We start from the raw sequence: 14818 nt of genomic DNA, 5'->3' as shown, positions 1-14818 counted from the left end.
CGCTATGGAAAATCTCGACGTCATGGTGCTGCGCACGCTGCGCGACTGGCGGCGTGCCGGCAAACGCGCGCTGCTGACGACCGTCGTGCGCACCTGGGGCTCGTCGCCGCGGCCCGTGGGTTCGATCATGGCCCTGGCCGAAGACGGTGCGGTGGTGGGATCGGTCTCCGGCGGCTGCATCGAGGACGACCTGATCGCGCGCTACAGCCACGCCCACGGCAAGGGCGAGGACGTGCCGCTGGGCGCGCCGCCCGCGCTCGTGAAGTACGGCATCACCGCCGACGAGGCTCATCGCTTCGGACTGCCTTGCGGCGGCACGCTGGAGCTGCTGCTCGAGTACGCGCCCGATGCCGGGTCGCTCGACCTGCTGGTCGCACAGCTGGAACAGGGCAAGCTCATGCAGCGCACGGTGACGCTCGCCACCGGCGAGGTTCGGCTCGCCGAAGCGACGGCGCCCGACGAGCTCACGGTGAACGACACCGAACTCACCAACACCTTCGGCCCCGAATACCGCATGCTGCTGATCGGTGCCGGCCAGCTCGCCGAGTACCTCGCCACGATGGCCAAGTTCAGCGGCTTCGCGGTGACGCTGTGCGATCCGCGCGCCGAATACCGAACGGCGTGGTCGCTGTCTGGCGTGCACATCACGACCGAGATGCCGGACGACGCGGTGCTGGCCTTCAAGCCCGACCGCCGAAGCTGCGTGGTCGCGCTCACGCACGACCCGAAGCTCGACGACCTGGCGTTGCTCGAGGCGCTGCAGAGCGAGGCCTTCTACGTCGGCGCCATCGGCTCGCGCCGCAACGCCGACGCGCGGCGCGACCGCATGATCGAGCACTTCGACCAGACCGAGGAGTCGCTCGCGCGGCTGCGCGGGCCCATCGGCATCTACATTGGCAGCAAGACACCGCCGGAGATCGCGGTGAGCGTGATGGCGGAAATTCTTGCGGTGAAGAACGCGGTGACTCTGCCGCGTGAAGTCGAAGTGGCTCGGGCCAAGGAGATGCAGCAGTTGTAGCCTGGCCGATGTCTGGGGCATTCGGGGTGCCCTGAGCACGATGGGCGCGGCGTTTGCTCTGAACGATCGCGCCCCGAAACTACGCAGACACAGACAAGTCAGCCCGACTTCGCCTCAGGCGGCACATCGCCACCCTTCTGCCGCTCGCGGAACAGCGCCGCGCGCATCAGGAAGATGGTGGTGATCGGCGCCGTGAGTGCGATGAACAGCACGATCAGCACCGCGTGCAGGAACAGGCTGAAGCCCTGCACCGAGAAGTACACGATGGTGGCCACGGTCATGCACCACACGCCTACCGTCGCGCCCAATGTGGGCGCATGGATGCGACGGAAGAAGGTGGGCAGCCGGATCAGGCCGAACGAGCCGATGGCTGCGAAAGCTGCGCCCAGCACGGCGAACACGGCGGTGACGATCTCGGCCCACAGCGGCAGCGGGCCTGCGATGAAGTCCGTCATTCGATCACCTCCCCGCGCAGCAGGAACTTGGCCATCGCCGTGGAACCCACGAAGCCGAACAGCGCGATCAGCATCGCCGCCTCGAAGTAGACGTTGCTCGCGTAGACGATGCCCAGCACCAGCATCATCAGCATGCCGTTGATGTAGAGGCAGTCGAGCGCCATCACGCGGTCCTGCGCGCTCGGGCCGATCAGCAGCCGGGAGAGCGCGCACAGCATGGCCACGGCCAGCAGGAAGAGCGCGAATTTCAGGGCCCAGAAGAGGATGGGTGTCATAGCTCGAAGATCTCCATCAGGGGGCGTTCGTAGCGCTGCTTGATCAGCGCAATGAAGGCAGCATCGTCGTCGAGGTCGAACACGTGGATCAGCAGCGTGCTGCGGTCGAACGACACTTCGCCCCAGGCCGTGCCGGGCGTGAGGCACATGATCATCGCCAGCACCGCGAGCCCGTTGGGGTCGCGCATGTCGAGCGGAATCTGCACGAACTTCGAGCCGATGCGCGAGGTGCGCCGCGTGAGCAGCAGGCGGGCCACGTCGTACGCCGACTTCAGCATGTCGAAGGTCACGATGAAGGACAGCCGCAGCGCGACGCCAGGCCGGCGCATGCGTACCGCCGCCGGACGCAGGCCCTTGGTGAGCAACGGCACGGCGATGGCGAGGACCAGGGCTGCCAGCAGCGTGGCCGCATCGAGCGACTGGTTGAGCAGCAGCCAGACAATGAACAGCGCGAACGACAGCGGCGGGGAAGGCAGAAGGCGCTTCATGGGGCCGTGCCTTCCTTTTTCTTCACTGGGTTCGGTATCTGCCTGGCGCCCAGCACCGCGTTGCGGTAAGCCGTGGGGGTCTTCAGGCCCTCCGCCGTGGCCCTGGCGTGCTGCATCACGGGCTCGGCCCACACGGTCAGCGCCACGCAGGCCGCGAGAAGTCCGGCCACCGGCAGCACTTCGAGCGCGGGCAGCGAAGGCATGGTGGGGTGGAGCTGCGTCCAGAAATGGCGGATGCCGGTGCGGCTCAGGGCGATCAGCGAGAGAAAACCGGAGACGATCAGCAGCGCGAGGAAGATCCAGCTGGCGGTGCCGAGCGCCTTTGCGCCGAGCAAGCCCGAGAGCATCGCGAACTTGCCGATGAAGCCTGACAGCGGCGGCAGGCCCGCGAGCAGCAGCGTGCAGCCCACGAAGCTCAGGCCGAGGAAGGCCACGCCGGCGGGAATCGCGCGGCCGTAGAGCGCTTGCGCCTCGTCGTCGAGGTTCACGTTGTCGAGCGCGCGCAGGTCTTCGGCGAGGAAGGGGGCGTTGCCGGCCGCCTCGTGCGGTGCGACGCTCATGCCGGCGTTGCGCCAGCGTTCGATCATGTCGGTCAGCAGGAAGAAGGCGCTGACCGCGAGCGTGGAGCTCAGCAGGTAGTACAGCGCGCCCGCCCACACGGCCGGCCGTCCGAGTCCGAGCGCCGCGAGCAGGGTACCGGCCGACACCAGCACGCTGAAGCCCGCGAGGTTCGACAGCCGCTGGGTGCCGACGATGCCGAGGGCGCCGACGAACAGCGTGGCAAGGCCGGTACCCACCAGCGCGGCCTGCCCGAAGGCCGCCGAGTCGCCGGTGTCGGGCGCGAAGAGCACGGTCCACAGCCGCAGGATCGTGTAGATGCCGAGCTTGGTCAGCAGAGCGAACACTGCGCCCACGGGCGACACCGCCGCGCTGTAGGCCGGTACCAGCCAGAAGTTGAGCGGCCATGCGCCGGCCTTCGCGAAGAAGGCTGTCGCGAGGATGGCTGCCGCCGCATGCACCAGCCCGCGGTCTCCCGGCGCGAGTTCGGCGATGCGCACGCCGAGGTCGGCCATGTTGAGCGTGCCGGTCACGCCGTAGAGGATGGCCGCGCCGATCAGGAACAGCGACGAGGCCGCGAGATTGATCGCGACGTAGTGCAGCCCGGCCTGCACGCGCAGCCGGCCGGAGCCGTGCAGCAGCAGGCCGTACGAGGCTGCGAGCATGACCTCGAAGAAGACGAACAGGTTGAACAGGTCGCCCGTGAGGAAGGCACCGTTCAGGCCCATGAGCTGCAGCTGCAGCAGCGGATGGAAATGCACGCCCGCACGGTCCCAGCGCGAGGTCGAGTAGATCGATGCGGCAAATGCGATGACCCCGGTGAGCGTGACCATCATGGTCGAGAGCCGGTCGGCCACCAGCACGATGCCGAAGGGCGCGCGCCAGTTGCCCGGCAGGTAGACGCCGATGGATCCGGGGCCGCCGCCGGTGTCGGCCGCGTTGACCCAGCGCAGCAATGCAAGCGCGGCGAGCAGGCCGACGAGGCCCGACACCACGCTGAGGGCCGATTTGGTGCGCCGCCGGCGCTCGCCAAGCATCAGCATCAGCGCGGCCGTGAGCATGGGCACGAGGATCGGCACCGCCACCAAATGCGGCATGCCGAACTCGAGCAACCTGTCGAGCAGATGGGAGATCTCCTTCACTCTGCCTCCTGCCGCTCTTCACCGTCCACATGGTCGGTGCCGGTGAGGCCGCGCGAGGCGAGCATCACCACGAGGAACAGCGCCGTCATCGCGAAGCCGATCACGATGGCGGTCAGTACCAGGGCCTGCGGCATCGGGTCGGCCGTGTTCGCCAGCGTGGCGGTGAAGCCTTGGACGAGCACCGGCTCGCTGTCGACCTTGAGCCGGCCCATGCTGAAGATGAAGAGATTGACCGCGTACGAGATCAGCGTCAGGCCCATGATGACCTGGAAGGTGCGTGGGCGCAGCAGCATGTACACGCCCGAGCCGGTGAGCACGCCGATGGCAAGTGCGAGCACGATTTCCATCAGCGGGCTCCCTCTGCGGCGGCCTTGGCTTCGGCCTCTCTCTCTGCTTGCTCGTCGGCCCAGCGGTGGCTTCTTATCGACTGGTGGGCCAGCCCGGTGAGGATCAGCATGGTGGCGCCGAGCACCAGCGCGAACACGCCGATGTCGAAGAAGAGGGCGCTGGGCACATGCACCTCGCCCAGCAGCGGCAGGTGAACGTGCGCGGTGTGCGTGGTCAGGAAGGGGTAGCCGAAGAACACCGCACCGCTGCCGGTGGCGAGCGCGAACAGCAGGCCGATGGCGATCCAGCGGCGCGGATAGATGCGCAAGTGCTCTTCGACCCATTCGGTGCCCGAGACGATGAACTGCAGCACCAGCGCCACCGACATCACCAGCCCCGCGACGAAGCCGCCGCCCGGCGCGTTGTGGCCGCGCATGAAGAAGTAGACCGACACCAGCACCGCCAGCGGCAGCAGCAGCCGCACCAGCACGGCCGGCACCATCAGGTAGCCGACGGCGGTGTCCTTGGCGCGGCGCGGGTTCAGCAGGTCGCTGCTGCCGTCGTCGACCTGCAGGCGCTGCTGTATGGGCAGGGCCATCGATTCGATCGCGGGGCGGAAGCGCCGCAGCAGCGCATACACGGTGAGCGCCACCACGCCGAGCACCGTGATCTCGCCGAAAGTGTCGAAGCCCCGGAAGTCGACCAGCATCACGTTGACCACGTTGGTGCCGCCGCCTTCGGTGAGCGCGCGTTCAAGGAAGAAGGGCGAGATGCTCTGCGGGAACTCGCGCGTCATCATGGCCCAGGCCAGCATCGCCATGCCGCCGCCGGCGACAGTCGCCACCAGCAGGTCGCGCCCGCGCCGGCCCCAGGGCCGCAGCCGTGCGCGCGCGGGCTGCACGGCGTCCTTGCTGCGCATCGGCAGCCAGCGCAGCCCCAGCAGGATCAGCACGGTGGTCACGGCCTCGACCACCAGCTGCGTCAGCGCGAGGTCGGGCGCGGAGAACCAGATGTAGGTCACGCACGAGACAAGCCCGGCGCCCGAAGCCAGCATCAGCGCCGCGAGCCGGTGGAACTTGGCCTGCCACGCGGCGGCCAGCGCGCAGGTGCCGCCGATGATCCAGGTCATGGCGAACATCGGCGAGAAGGGCAGCAGCTCGCGCGTGCCGGGCGCAGCGGGCGTGGCCCACAGCGAGGCCGCGGCGCCCGCGATGGCCACGACAACCAGCAGCAGCAACTGCCACTGCATGCGCCGCGTGCCGAGCAGGCGGCGGCTGCGCCGGCCCGCCTCGCTCAGCAGCGCGAGCAGGTGTTCGAAGATGGTCTGGCCGTCGAAGCGGTGCAGCAGCGGCGTGTGCGTGAGACCGCCGTCCGCGCGCCGGCTGCGCTGCAGCAGGTAGAGCGCGGCGCCGCCCGCCAGCGCCACGAAGCTCATCGCGAGCGGCAGGTTGAAACCGTGCCATACGGCCAGGCTGTACTCGGGCAGCGTGCCGCCCACCACGGGCGCCGCGGCCGCCGCCAGCAGCGGGCCGATGGACCAGGCCGGCGCCACGCCCACGACCAGGCACAGCAGCACCAGAAGCTCGACCGGCACGCGCATCCAGTGCGGCGGCTCATGCGGTTGCCTGGGCACGTCGGGGCCGCAGGGCGGACCGAAGAACACGTCGAACACGAAGCGGGCGGAGTAGGCCACGGTGAAGACGCCCGCGACGGTGGCGATGATCGGCAGGCTCCAGTCGATCCATGGCGTGGACTGGATGAACACCGTCTCGGCGAAGAACATCTCCTTCGACAGGAATCCGTTGAGCAGCGGCACGCCGGCCATCGAGGCGCTGGCGATGATGGCCAGCGTGCCGGTGATCGGCATCAGCCGCAGCAGGCCGCTGAGCTTGCGGATGTCGCGCGTGCCGCTCTCGTGGTCGATGATGCCGGCCGCCATGAACAGCGATGCCTTGAAGGTCGCGTGATTCATGACGTGGAACACCGCCGCCACTGCCGCCAACGGGCTGTTGAGGCCCAGCAGCAGCGTGATGAGCCCGAGATGCGAGATGGTCGAATAGGCCAGCAGTGCCTTCAGGTCGCGCTGGAACATGGCAATGAAGCCGCCGAGCAGCAGCGTGACCGCACCCGCGCCGCCCACCATCCAGAACCACTGCTCGGTGCCCGAGAGCACGGGCCACAGCCGCGCCATGAGGAACACGCCGAGTTTCACCATGGTGGCCGAATGCAGGTAGGCCGAGACCGGCGTGGGCGCGGCCATGGCGCGCGGCAGCCAGAAGTGGAACGGGAACTGCGCGCTCTTGGTGAAGGCGCCGAGCAGCACCAGCACCAGCGCGGCCGGGTAGAGCACATGCGCGCGGATGAGGTCACCCGATGCCAGCACCACGTCGAGCTCGTAGCTTCCGACGATGCGGCCCAGCACCAGCACGCCGGCCAGCAGGCACAGCCCGCCCGCGCCGGTGACGGTGAGCGCCATGCGCGCCCCGCGCCGCGCATCGCGGCGGTGGTGCCAGTAGCCGATCAGCAGGAAGGAGAAGAGGCTGGTGAGCTCCCAGAACAGCGCCATCTGGATCAGGTTGCCGGAGAGCACCACGCCCATCATCGCGCCCATGAACGCGAGGAAGAACGAGAAGAAGCGCGGCACCGGGTCGGAGGCCGACATGTAGTAGCGCGCATAGAGCACCACCAGCGCGCCGATGCCCAGCACAAGCATGCAGAACAGCCAGGCGAAGCCGTCCATGCGGAACACGAGGTTGAGGCCGAGGGCCGGGAGCCATTCGATCTCCTGCCGCAGCACGTTGCCGTGCGCGATCTGCGGAAAGAGCCACGCGGTCTGTATCGCGCAGCCCAGTGCGACCAGTCCCGCGAGGGTCGACTCCCTGTTGCGCGCGTTGGATGGCATCAACGCGGCCAGCACGCTGGCAATGAAGGGGAGTGCGACGAGAAAGACCAGAGGCATTGGGATCGATTCTATCGATCGACCCTTTGGGAAGCCCTATCCATAACCGCAAGACATAAGGCGCATTTATGCCCTGTTCAAGCCGAGAAGATCCGCACGGTCCGGATGCCGAGCCAAGTGAAGAAGAGCGAGCCGCCCAGGTGGGCCGAGGCCGTGACCATGGCCACGCCCAGCCGGCCTTCGAGCAGCATGGTGGTGACCTCGATGGAGAAGCTCGAGAAGGTGGTGAGGCCGCCGAGGAAGCCGGTGATCAGCGCGAGCCGCCAGACCGGATCCAGGTCGGGCAGCAGCTGGAAGGTGGCAACGGCCACGCCGATGAGGTAGCCGCCGATCAGGTTGGCAGCCAGCGTGCCCCAGGGCATGAGGCCGCCCATGCCCAACCAGAGGGCAAGGCCCCAGCGGGCCAGGGCGCCGATCGAGGCGCCGATGCAGATGGCAAGAATCGGTAGAAGAAGCATGCGTCTATTGTCGGCGCGTCGCCCCGCGGTTTCAGGGCGCCATCTGTTGCGGCAGCCAGGTCACCAACTGCGGCACGAAGTAGATGATCAGCACGGCCGCGACCATCAGGAAGAACATCGGCAAGGTGACGCGCGCGATGTAGAGCAGATCCTTGCCGGTCATGCCTTGCAGCACGAACAGGTTGAAGCCCACGGGTGGCGTGATCTGCGCCATCTCGACCACCAGCACGACGAAGATGCCGAACCAGACCGGATCGATGCCGGCTGCTGTGACCGTCGGCATGATCACGCCCATGGTCAGCACCACCATCGAGATGCCGTCGAGGAAGCAGCCCAGCACGATGTAGAAGGCAGCCAGCGCCAGGATGAGCTGGAACTTCGACAGGCCCAGCGAGCCGATCCATTCGGCCAGGTGCCGCGGCAGGCCGATGTAGCCCATGGCCAGCGTGAGGAAGGCCGCGCCCGCGAGGATCAGCGCCATCATGCAGTACAGCCGCGTGGCTCCCAGCAACGCGTCCCTGAAGCTTTGCCAGGTGAGCGAGCCCTGCGCGCCCGAGATGATCATCGCGCCGACCACGCCCACGGCCGCCGCCTCGGTGGCGGTGGCGATGCCCGCATAGATGGAGCCGAGCACCGACAGGATGAGCAGGGCCACCGGGATCAGCGACATCGAGGCCTTGAGCTTTTCCATGAAAGGAAGCTTCGCGTCGGCCGGCGGGACGCGGTCGGGGTGGCGCAGCGCCCAGAACACGATGTAGCCCGAGAACAGCAGCGCAAGCATGATGCCCGGGATGACGCCCGCGATGAACAGCCGAGCGATCGATACGTCCGCGCTCACCCCGTAGACGATCATGATGATCGACGGCGGAATCAAGAGGCCGAGCGTGCCCGCGCCGGCCAGCGTGCCGATGACCATGTCGTCGGGGTAGCCGCGGCGCTTGAGTTCGGGCAGGCTCATCTTGCCGATGGTGGCGCAAGTGGCCGCGCTCGACCCGGAGACCGCGGCAAACACCGCGCAGCCCACCACGTTGGTGTGCAGCAGCCGGCCCGGCAGGCTTTGCATCCAGGGTGCGAGACCCTTGAACATGTCCTGCGAGAGACGGGTGCGAAACAGGATCTCGCCCATCCACACGAACAGCGGCAGCGCGGTGAGCGTCCAGCTCGAGGCCGATCCCCAGATGGTCACGGCCATGGCGTCGCCGGCGGAGCGCGACGAGAAGATCTGCATGGCGATCCATGCCACGCCCGAGAGCGTGAGGCCGATCCAGACGCCGCTGCCGAGGATCAGGAACAGCGCGGCGATCAGGAGGCCTGCGACGACGAGGTCACTCATGGCGAAGGGCCTCCGTCTCGACGGCCTTGGCGGGGCGGCCACGCCACTCGATCACGAGTTCGTCCAGCGACGCGACGGCAAAGACGATGGCGCCGAGCGCCATAGACAGTTGCGGCATCCACAGCGGGGTGGCGTCGTTGCCGGTGGAGATGTCGTGGAAGTCGAACGACTGCCAGGCAAGGCGCACGCTGTACCAGGCGAACAGCAGCGCGAGGAGCGCCGCGGCGGCCATCGCCCAGCGCTCGAGCCAGCGCTGCGCCGCGGGCGGCAGGGTCTGCAGCACCAGCGTCACGCGGATGTGCTCCCCGCGCTTGAGCGTGTGCGCGAGCGCCAGGAAGCCCGCGCCGGCCATCAGGTAGCCGGCGTAGGCATCGATGCCGGGAATGTTGAAGTGAAGCTGGCGGCCGAGGATGGACAGGAGGACCATCGCCAGCAGGGCGACCATGAAGAGCGCCGCCAATGCGGCGGCACTCGTGTAGAGAAGGTCAAGTGTCTTGCGCATCGGGTGCAGTTCGAGTCCGCCTCACATCTTCTTGTAGGCGTCGACGACGGCCTGGCCCTCGGCACCGGCCTTCTCGGTCCACTCCTTGAGCATGGTGTCGCCGACCTTCTTCATGTCGGCCTTGAGCTGTGCGGAGGGCACGTGCACCGTCATGCCGTTCTTCTTGAGCAGGTCGAGGTATTCGAGGTTCTTTTTCTTCGACAGGTCCCACCCGCGCTTCTCGGCCTCCCCCGCCGCCTTGAGCACCGCGCCCTGCGTGGGCTTGTCGAGCGCATCGAAGGCCTTCTTGTTCATGAGCATCGCGTTTTTCGGCAGCCAGGCCTGGGTGTCGTAGAAGTTCTTGATGTATTCGTAGGTCTTGGTGTCGTAGCCGGTCGACCCCGAGGACATGTACGACTCGATCACGCCCGTGGCCATGGCCTGCGAGAGCTCGGCCTGCTGCACCGTGACGGGCTGCGCGCCGACGAGTTCGCCGATGCGCGCGGTGGCGGGACTGTAGGCGCGCCACTTCACTCCCTTCAGGTCGGCGGCCGATGCAATTTCCTTCTTCACGAAGATGCCTTGCGGCGGCCAGGCGACCGTGTAGAGCAGCACGATGCCTTGCTCGGCCAGCTTCTTCTCGAGCACAGGCTTCTGTGCCTGGTAGAGCTTCCAGGCGGCGTCGTAGCTGTCGGCCAGGAACGGGATGCCGTCGGCACCGAACAGCTGCCATTCGTTCTGGTAGTTCACGAGGAGGATCTCGCCGAGCTGCGCCTGGCCACCCTGCACTGCGCGCTTGATCTCGGGTGCCTTGAACAGCGAGGCATTGGCGTGCACCGTGATCTTGAGCTTGCCGCCGCTGCCCTTGTCCACGTCGCTCGCGAACTGGGTGACGTTCTCGGTGTGGAAGTTGCTCGCCGGGTAGGCGGTGGGCAGGTCCCACTTGGTCTGCGCGAAGGCTGCGGCGCCAAGGGTCAGGCCAGCGAGGGCGATGCCGAACTTGTGATTCATGAGCTCTCCGGAACGTATGAAAGTGAAAACGAAAACGAGCATACGAGCAAAATCCGGACCATCCCTGAGGCATTTCCCTGCCTTGGTGCATGCATGAAAAAAGCCGCCCACAGGCGGCTTGCTTGCTATGGGACCGGGTAGGAAATCAGGGCTTGGCGGCCTTGGCTACCTTGCCTGTCTTGCCTTCCTTGGGAGCGGCAGCTGCCGCTCCACCGAAGGCCTGGCCATTGACCGTCAGGCCTTCGGCTGACAGCTTGGCGGCCTTCTTTTCCTTGACGCCCTTCACGCGCTGCATGAGGTCGGGCCAGTCCTTGAACTCGCCTTCCTTGCGCGCGTCGAGAATGCGCTTGGACATGGAAGGGCCGACGCCCTTGACACCGTCGAGATCGGCGGCCGTGCCCTTGTTGACGTCGACGGCGGCGAACGAAACGGCCGCGAACAGCATGGCCGTCGCGGCCAGGATTTTCTTGAACATGATGGGAACTCCCTTTGTCTTGTTGATATGACTGACAGCCGACAAGAGCGCCGGCCCAGGCTCAACGAGGCACAAAAGAAGCGCGTTGACCCGTGGAAGCCGCACCGGCCGCCACGTGACCATTGTTCAAAAATGTGATCAGAGTTCTTCGACGCGGCGCGGCGGATAGCTGTCCCAGGCCTGGCAGCCGGGGCAGTGCCAGAAGTACTGGTGCGCCTCGAAGCCGCAAGCAGCGCAGCGATAGCGCATGAGTGGCCGCGTAGCCTGGTCGAGCGCGCGCTGCACCTGCGGATGGAACTGCTGGTGTTCGAAGTGTTCGCCCGCGAGCCAGCGCGAGGCAGCGACCAGCGAGGGCTGCTGTGCAAGATGTGCGATGTAGCCATCGCGCGGCGTGGGGTTGGGTTCTTCGGTGGTGGCGGTCGGTGTGCCACCGAGCGCCATCAGTGCTTCGAGCACGTCGATCGACGGCGACTCCACGTAGCGGCGTTGCAGCAGCGCGAGCGCCTCGCCTTGGCGGTGCGCGGCCACGGCGGCCTGCTGCAGTGTGGCCGCATAGAGCGGCAGCGCCAGCGGCGCCGTGTCGCTCAGGGCCACGAGCGTGTCGAAGGCCGCGGCCGCTTCGCCTTTGCGCAACTGCAGGTTGGCTGTGTCGATGGCGGGGCGCGGTGCTTGCGGCGCAAGTTCAACGGCCTGCGCGAGCAGCTTCGCCGCGCTCGACAGGTCGCCTGCCGCCACGTGCTCGGTCGCCTGCTCGCAGAGGTGATGCGCGCGGCGCGTGCTGTAGCTGGCCTGGTCGGACTCGTCGAGCTTCTGCGCTACGTCGGCGGCCTGCGCCCATTCGCGCGAGCGCTCGTAGATGGCCAGCAGAGACAGCCGCGCCTCGTTCTCGTAGCGCGTGCCTTCGAGCTTCTGCAGTGCGGCTTCGGCGCGGTCGAGCAGGCCGGCGCGCAGGAAGTCCTGTGCCAGCGCGTGCTGCGCGCGTTCGCGGTCGCTGCGGCTCAGGTCGCCTCGGCCCAGCAGGTGCTCGTGCACGCGCACCGCGCGCTGGTACTCGCCGCGGCGGCGAAAGAGATTGCCGAGCGCGAAGTGCAGCTCCTGCGTGTCGGGGTCGTTCTGCACGGCCTCGATGAAGGCGTCGATGGCCTGATCCTGCTGCTCGTTGAGCAGGAAGTTGAGACCGCGGAAGTAGGCCTTGGGTGCTTGCCTGTTTTCGAGCTTGAGCTGGCGGATGTCGAAGCGCGATGCGAGCCAGCCCAGCACGAAGGCGACGGGCAGGCTGATCAACAGCCAGCTGGGATCAAAGTCCATGTTGACGTACGGCGGGAAGGTCGGTGGCGGAGATGGACGGCGCCGATGCAGGAGTGCTCGTGGCGACCGACGGCGCGGATGGCTGGGCCTCGGAGGCGGCGGGCAGTTGCGCCGCTGCGGTGCGATGCTTCCACCAGCCCGGCAGCATGCCGAGCGCGCCCACCACGAGCCCGCCGGCGAAGGCCGCGAGCACGACGAGCACCAACGGCGCGCGCCAGTAGGTGCCGAAGAAGAAATAGACGGTTGCGTCGTGCTGGTTGTTCAGCGCGAAAGCAAAGAGCGTAAAAAAAATGGCTGCCTTGAGCAGCCACAGGAGGTATTTCATGCACGTTCCCGTTGGCGGGACGATTCTACGTTTGCGACCGTCGGGACGGGCCGCCGGTCAGGCCTTGCGGCCCTTGGTTTCCTTGCCGGCGTCGAGCTCCGCGGTGCGTGCATCCACGGCCTCGCGCAGCGCCTTGCCGGGCTTGAAGTGCGGCACACGTTTCTCGGGAATCTGCACACTCTCGCCCGAACGCGGATTGCGGCCGATGCGCGGCGGACGCCGGTTGACCGAGAAGCTGCCGAAGCCGCGGATCTCGATGCGGTGCCCGCGCACCAGCGCGTCGCTCATCGCGTCGAGGATGGTCTTGACGGCGTATTCGGCATCGCGGTGTGTGAGCTGTGCAAAGCGCGCTGCGAGTTCTTCGACAAGGTCTGAGCGGGTCATAGGCCGAACATAAACGAAAAACGTGGACGAAAAAAAAGACAGAGCGGCCCCAGGGCCTGCTCTGTCTTCGGACTCAGCTTACTTGCTGTCGTTGTTGTCGAGCTTGGCGCGCAGCAGGGCGCCCAGGCTCGTCGTGCCCGCGTTTTCGCGTGCCGACTGCTGGCTCAGGCTGGCCATGGCGCCTTGTTCGTCGACCATGTCCTTCTGCTTGATCGACAGCTGGATGTTGCGGGTCTTGCGATCCACATTCACGACGATGGCGGTGACTTCGTCGCCTTCCTTGAGCACGTTGCGGGCATCTTCGACGCGGTCGCGCGAGATTTCCGAAGCACGCAGGTAGCCGATGATGTCTTCGCCGAGGTCGATTTCAGCGCCGCGGGCGTCCACGGTCTTGACCTTGCCGGTCACGATCTGGCCCTTGTCGTTCACGGTGGTGAACGTGGTGAACGGGTCGCTGTCGAGTTGCTTGATGCCCAGCGAGATGCGCTCGCGGTCGACATCCACAGCCAGCACGATCGCTTCGACTTCCTGGCCCTTCTTGTAGTTGCGAACGGCGGTTTCGCCGGCTTCGTTCCACGAGAGGTCCGAGAGGTGAACCAGACCGTCGATGCCGGCAGCCAGACCCACGAACACGCCGAAGTCGGTGATCGACTTGATCGGGCCCTTGACGCGGTCGCCACGCTTGGTGTTCTGCGCGAACTCTTGCCACGGGTTGGCCTTGCACTGCTTCATGCCCAGGCTGATGCGGCGCTTGTCTTCGTCGATCTCGAGGACCATGACTTCGACTTCGTCGCCCAGCGAGACGATCTTGTTCGGAGCGATGTTCTTGTTGGTCCAGTCCATTTCAGAGACGTGCACCAGGCCTTCGATGCCGGGTTCGAGTTCGACGAACGCGCCGTAGTCGGCAATGTTCGTGACCTTGCCGAACAGGCGGGTCGATTGCGGGTAGCGGCGCGAAACGCCCATCCACGGGTCGTCACCCATTTGCTTGAGACCCAGCGAGACACGGTTCTTCTCGGTGTCGAACTTGAGGATCTTGGCGGTGATTTCCTGGCCGGCCTGAACGACTTCGCTCGGGTGGCGAACACGGCGCCATGCCATGTCGGTGATGTGCAGCAGGCCGTCGATGCCGCCGAGGTCCACGAACGCACCGTATTCGGTGATGTTCTTGACCACGCCGCGCACGACTGCGCCTTCCTTCAGCGTTTCCATCAGCTTGGCGCGTTCTTCGCCCATGCTGGCTTCGACCACGGCACGGCGCGACAGCACGACGTTGTTGCGCTTGCGGTCGAGCTTGATGACCTTGAATTCGAGGGTCTTGTTCTCGTACGGGGTCAGGTCCTTGATCGGACGCGTGTCGATCAGCGAGCCCGGCAGGAATGCGCGGATGCCGTTGACGAGCACGGTCAGGCCGCCCTTGACCTTGCCGCTGGTGGTACCGGTGACGAAGTCGCCCGATTCCAGGGCCTTCTCCAGGGCGAGCCACGAAGCCAGACGCTTGGCGGTGTCGCGCGAGAGGATGGTGTCGCCGTAGCCGTTTTCAACGCTGCCGATGGCAACGGAAACGAAATCGCCGGCCTGGACTTCGAGTTCGCCCTTGTCGTTCTTGAACTCTTCGATCGGCACATACGCTTCGGACTTCAGGCCGGCGTTGACCACGACGTGGTTGTGTTCGACACGCACGACTTCGGCCGTGATGACCTCGCCGGTGCGCATTTCGGAACGCTTCAGGGACTCTTCGAATAGGTCGGCAAAAGATTCAGACATTTATGGTTCCTTCCGTCATGCAGGGTTGGCAGGCGCTCATGCGAAATTGCGTGC

The 14818-nt window shown here is 66.4% G+C and carries 16 protein-coding genes; 1 reads left to right on the top strand and 15 read right to left on the bottom strand.

Features of this window, described 5'->3' with window-relative positions; genetic code table 11:
* Nucleotides 1–4: 4 nt before the first annotated feature.
* Nucleotides 5–1018, top strand: coding sequence for an XdhC family protein (locus ACCC97_RS00325; RefSeq protein ID WP_007829339.1), 1014 nt, complete (start codon nucleotides 5–7; stop codon nucleotides 1016–1018).
* 98 nt (nucleotides 1019–1116) lie between these two features.
* Here ACCC97_RS00325 and mnhG read toward each other — a convergent pair whose 3' ends face one another.
* From mnhG to rpsA, 15 genes are all read right to left on the bottom strand, one after another.
* Nucleotides 1117–1473 carry a monovalent cation/H(+) antiporter subunit G gene (mnhG, locus tag ACCC97_RS00320; protein WP_007829341.1) on the bottom strand — a complete coding sequence of 119 codons (357 nt, stop codon included), beginning with the start codon at nucleotides 1471–1473 and terminating at the stop codon, nucleotides 1117–1119.
* The gene (locus ACCC97_RS00315; RefSeq protein ID WP_007829342.1) at nucleotides 1470–1748 is read right to left on the bottom strand and encodes a K+/H+ antiporter subunit F; all 279 of its coding nucleotides are present in this window, start codon (nucleotides 1746–1748) and stop codon (nucleotides 1470–1472) included. The genes mnhG and ACCC97_RS00315 overlap by 4 nt, the downstream gene beginning before the upstream one ends.
* Complete coding sequence (locus ACCC97_RS00310; protein WP_413331326.1) at nucleotides 1745–2236, bottom strand: Na+/H+ antiporter subunit E; 492 nt, start codon at nucleotides 2234–2236, stop codon at nucleotides 1745–1747. The genes ACCC97_RS00315 and ACCC97_RS00310 overlap by 4 nt, the downstream gene beginning before the upstream one ends.
* A complete protein-coding gene (locus tag ACCC97_RS00305) occupies nucleotides 2233–3891 on the bottom strand; it encodes a monovalent cation/H+ antiporter subunit D (RefSeq protein ID WP_042672813.1) in 1659 nt (552 codons plus the stop codon). Before ACCC97_RS00305 ends, ACCC97_RS00310 begins: the two co-directional genes overlap by 4 nt.
* Nucleotides 3892–3932: 41 nt before the next feature.
* Nucleotides 3933–4283 (bottom strand): Na+/H+ antiporter subunit C, encoded by a 351-nt coding sequence (locus ACCC97_RS00300; protein ID WP_007829346.1) that lies wholly within the window; start codon nucleotides 4281–4283, stop codon nucleotides 3933–3935.
* Nucleotides 4283–7222, bottom strand: coding sequence for a monovalent cation/H+ antiporter subunit A (locus tag ACCC97_RS00295; RefSeq protein ID WP_413331325.1), 2940 nt, complete (start codon nucleotides 7220–7222; stop codon nucleotides 4283–4285). Before ACCC97_RS00295 ends, ACCC97_RS00300 begins: the two co-directional genes overlap by 1 nt.
* A gap of 77 nt (nucleotides 7223–7299) precedes the next feature.
* Nucleotides 7300–7680 (bottom strand): fluoride efflux transporter CrcB, encoded by a 381-nt coding sequence (gene crcB, locus ACCC97_RS00290; protein ID WP_413314751.1) that lies wholly within the window; start codon nucleotides 7678–7680, stop codon nucleotides 7300–7302.
* Between the two features lie 31 nt (nucleotides 7681–7711).
* Nucleotides 7712–9013 carry a TRAP transporter large permease gene (locus ACCC97_RS00285; RefSeq protein ID WP_413314750.1) on the bottom strand — a complete coding sequence of 434 codons (1302 nt, stop codon included), beginning with the start codon at nucleotides 9011–9013 and terminating at the stop codon, nucleotides 7712–7714.
* Nucleotides 9006–9515, bottom strand: coding sequence for a TRAP transporter small permease (locus ACCC97_RS00280; RefSeq protein WP_413314749.1), 510 nt, complete (start codon nucleotides 9513–9515; stop codon nucleotides 9006–9008). The genes ACCC97_RS00285 and ACCC97_RS00280 overlap by 8 nt, the downstream gene beginning before the upstream one ends.
* A 21-nt stretch (nucleotides 9516–9536) precedes the next feature.
* Nucleotides 9537–10505 carry a TRAP transporter substrate-binding protein gene (locus ACCC97_RS00275; RefSeq protein ID WP_413331324.1) on the bottom strand — a complete coding sequence of 323 codons (969 nt, stop codon included), beginning with the start codon at nucleotides 10503–10505 and terminating at the stop codon, nucleotides 9537–9539.
* Nucleotides 10506–10650: 145 nt separating this feature from the next.
* Nucleotides 10651–10980 (bottom strand): ComEA family DNA-binding protein, encoded by a 330-nt coding sequence (locus tag ACCC97_RS00270; protein WP_413331322.1) that lies wholly within the window; start codon nucleotides 10978–10980, stop codon nucleotides 10651–10653.
* Nucleotides 10981–11118: 138 nt separating this feature from the next.
* Complete coding sequence (lapB, locus tag ACCC97_RS00265; RefSeq protein ID WP_413331321.1) at nucleotides 11119–12288, bottom strand: lipopolysaccharide assembly protein LapB; 1170 nt, start codon at nucleotides 12286–12288, stop codon at nucleotides 11119–11121.
* Nucleotides 12278–12613, bottom strand: a complete 336-nt coding sequence (locus ACCC97_RS00260) for a lipopolysaccharide assembly LapA domain-containing protein (protein WP_007829364.1) — start codon at nucleotides 12611–12613, stop codon at nucleotides 12278–12280. The genes lapB and ACCC97_RS00260 overlap by 11 nt, the downstream gene beginning before the upstream one ends.
* 57 nt (nucleotides 12614–12670) lie before the next feature.
* Entirely contained in the window at nucleotides 12671–12997 is a 327-nt protein-coding gene (locus ACCC97_RS00255) for an integration host factor subunit beta (protein ID WP_007829365.1), read from the bottom strand.
* A 78-nt stretch (nucleotides 12998–13075) separates the two neighbouring features.
* A complete protein-coding gene (gene rpsA / locus ACCC97_RS00250; RefSeq protein WP_007829366.1) occupies nucleotides 13076–14764 on the bottom strand; it encodes a 30S ribosomal protein S1 in 1689 nt (562 codons plus the stop codon).
* Nucleotides 14765–14818: the final 54 nt, after the last annotated feature.

The organism is Variovorax sp. Varisp85 (assembly GCF_047304045.1).
GTDB lineage: Bacteria > Pseudomonadota > Gammaproteobacteria > Burkholderiales > Burkholderiaceae_C > Variovorax.
Note: the sequence above shows the minus strand (reverse complement) of the source record. Positions and strands in the feature narration are given on the sequence as shown.

Excerpts from the sequence above, each read along its gene's own strand:
- ACCC97_RS00325 (WP_007829339.1), top strand. The coding sequence starts at position 5 with ATGGAAAATCTCGACGTCATGGTGCTGCGCACGCTGCGCGACTGGCGG.
- mnhG (WP_007829341.1), bottom strand. The coding sequence starts at position 1,473 with ATGACGGACTTCATCGCAGGCCCGCTGCCGCTGTGGGCCGAGATCGTC.
- ACCC97_RS00315 (WP_007829342.1), bottom strand. The coding sequence starts at position 1,748 with ATGACACCCATCCTCTTCTGGGCCCTGAAATTCGCGCTCTTCCTGCTG.
- ACCC97_RS00310 (WP_413331326.1), bottom strand. The coding sequence starts at position 2,236 with ATGAAGCGCCTTCTGCCTTCCCCGCCGCTGTCGTTCGCGCTGTTCATT.
- ACCC97_RS00305 (WP_042672813.1), bottom strand. The coding sequence starts at position 3,891 with ATGCCGCATTTGGTGGCGGTGCCGATCCTCGTGCCCATGCTCACGGCC.
- ACCC97_RS00300 (WP_007829346.1), bottom strand. The coding sequence starts at position 4,283 with ATGGAAATCGTGCTCGCACTTGCCATCGGCGTGCTCACCGGCTCGGGC.
- ACCC97_RS00295 (WP_413331325.1), bottom strand. The coding sequence starts at position 7,222 with ATGCCTCTGGTCTTTCTCGTCGCACTCCCCTTCATTGCCAGCGTGCTG.
- crcB (WP_413314751.1), bottom strand. The coding sequence starts at position 7,680 with ATGCTTCTTCTACCGATTCTTGCCATCTGCATCGGCGCCTCGATCGGC.
- ACCC97_RS00285 (WP_413314750.1), bottom strand. The coding sequence starts at position 9,013 with ATGAGTGACCTCGTCGTCGCAGGCCTCCTGATCGCCGCGCTGTTCCTG.
- ACCC97_RS00280 (WP_413314749.1), bottom strand. The coding sequence starts at position 9,515 with ATGCGCAAGACACTTGACCTTCTCTACACGAGTGCCGCCGCATTGGCG.
- ACCC97_RS00275 (WP_413331324.1), bottom strand. The coding sequence starts at position 10,505 with ATGAATCACAAGTTCGGCATCGCCCTCGCTGGCCTGACCCTTGGCGCC.
- ACCC97_RS00270 (WP_413331322.1), bottom strand. The coding sequence starts at position 10,980 with ATGTTCAAGAAAATCCTGGCCGCGACGGCCATGCTGTTCGCGGCCGTT.
- lapB (WP_413331321.1), bottom strand. The coding sequence starts at position 12,288 with ATGGACTTTGATCCCAGCTGGCTGTTGATCAGCCTGCCCGTCGCCTTC.
- ACCC97_RS00260 (WP_007829364.1), bottom strand. The coding sequence starts at position 12,613 with ATGAAATACCTCCTGTGGCTGCTCAAGGCAGCCATTTTTTTTACGCTC.
- ACCC97_RS00255 (WP_007829365.1), bottom strand. The coding sequence starts at position 12,997 with ATGACCCGCTCAGACCTTGTCGAAGAACTCGCAGCGCGCTTTGCACAG.
- rpsA (WP_007829366.1), bottom strand. The coding sequence starts at position 14,764 with ATGTCTGAATCTTTTGCCGACCTATTCGAAGAGTCCCTGAAGCGTTCC.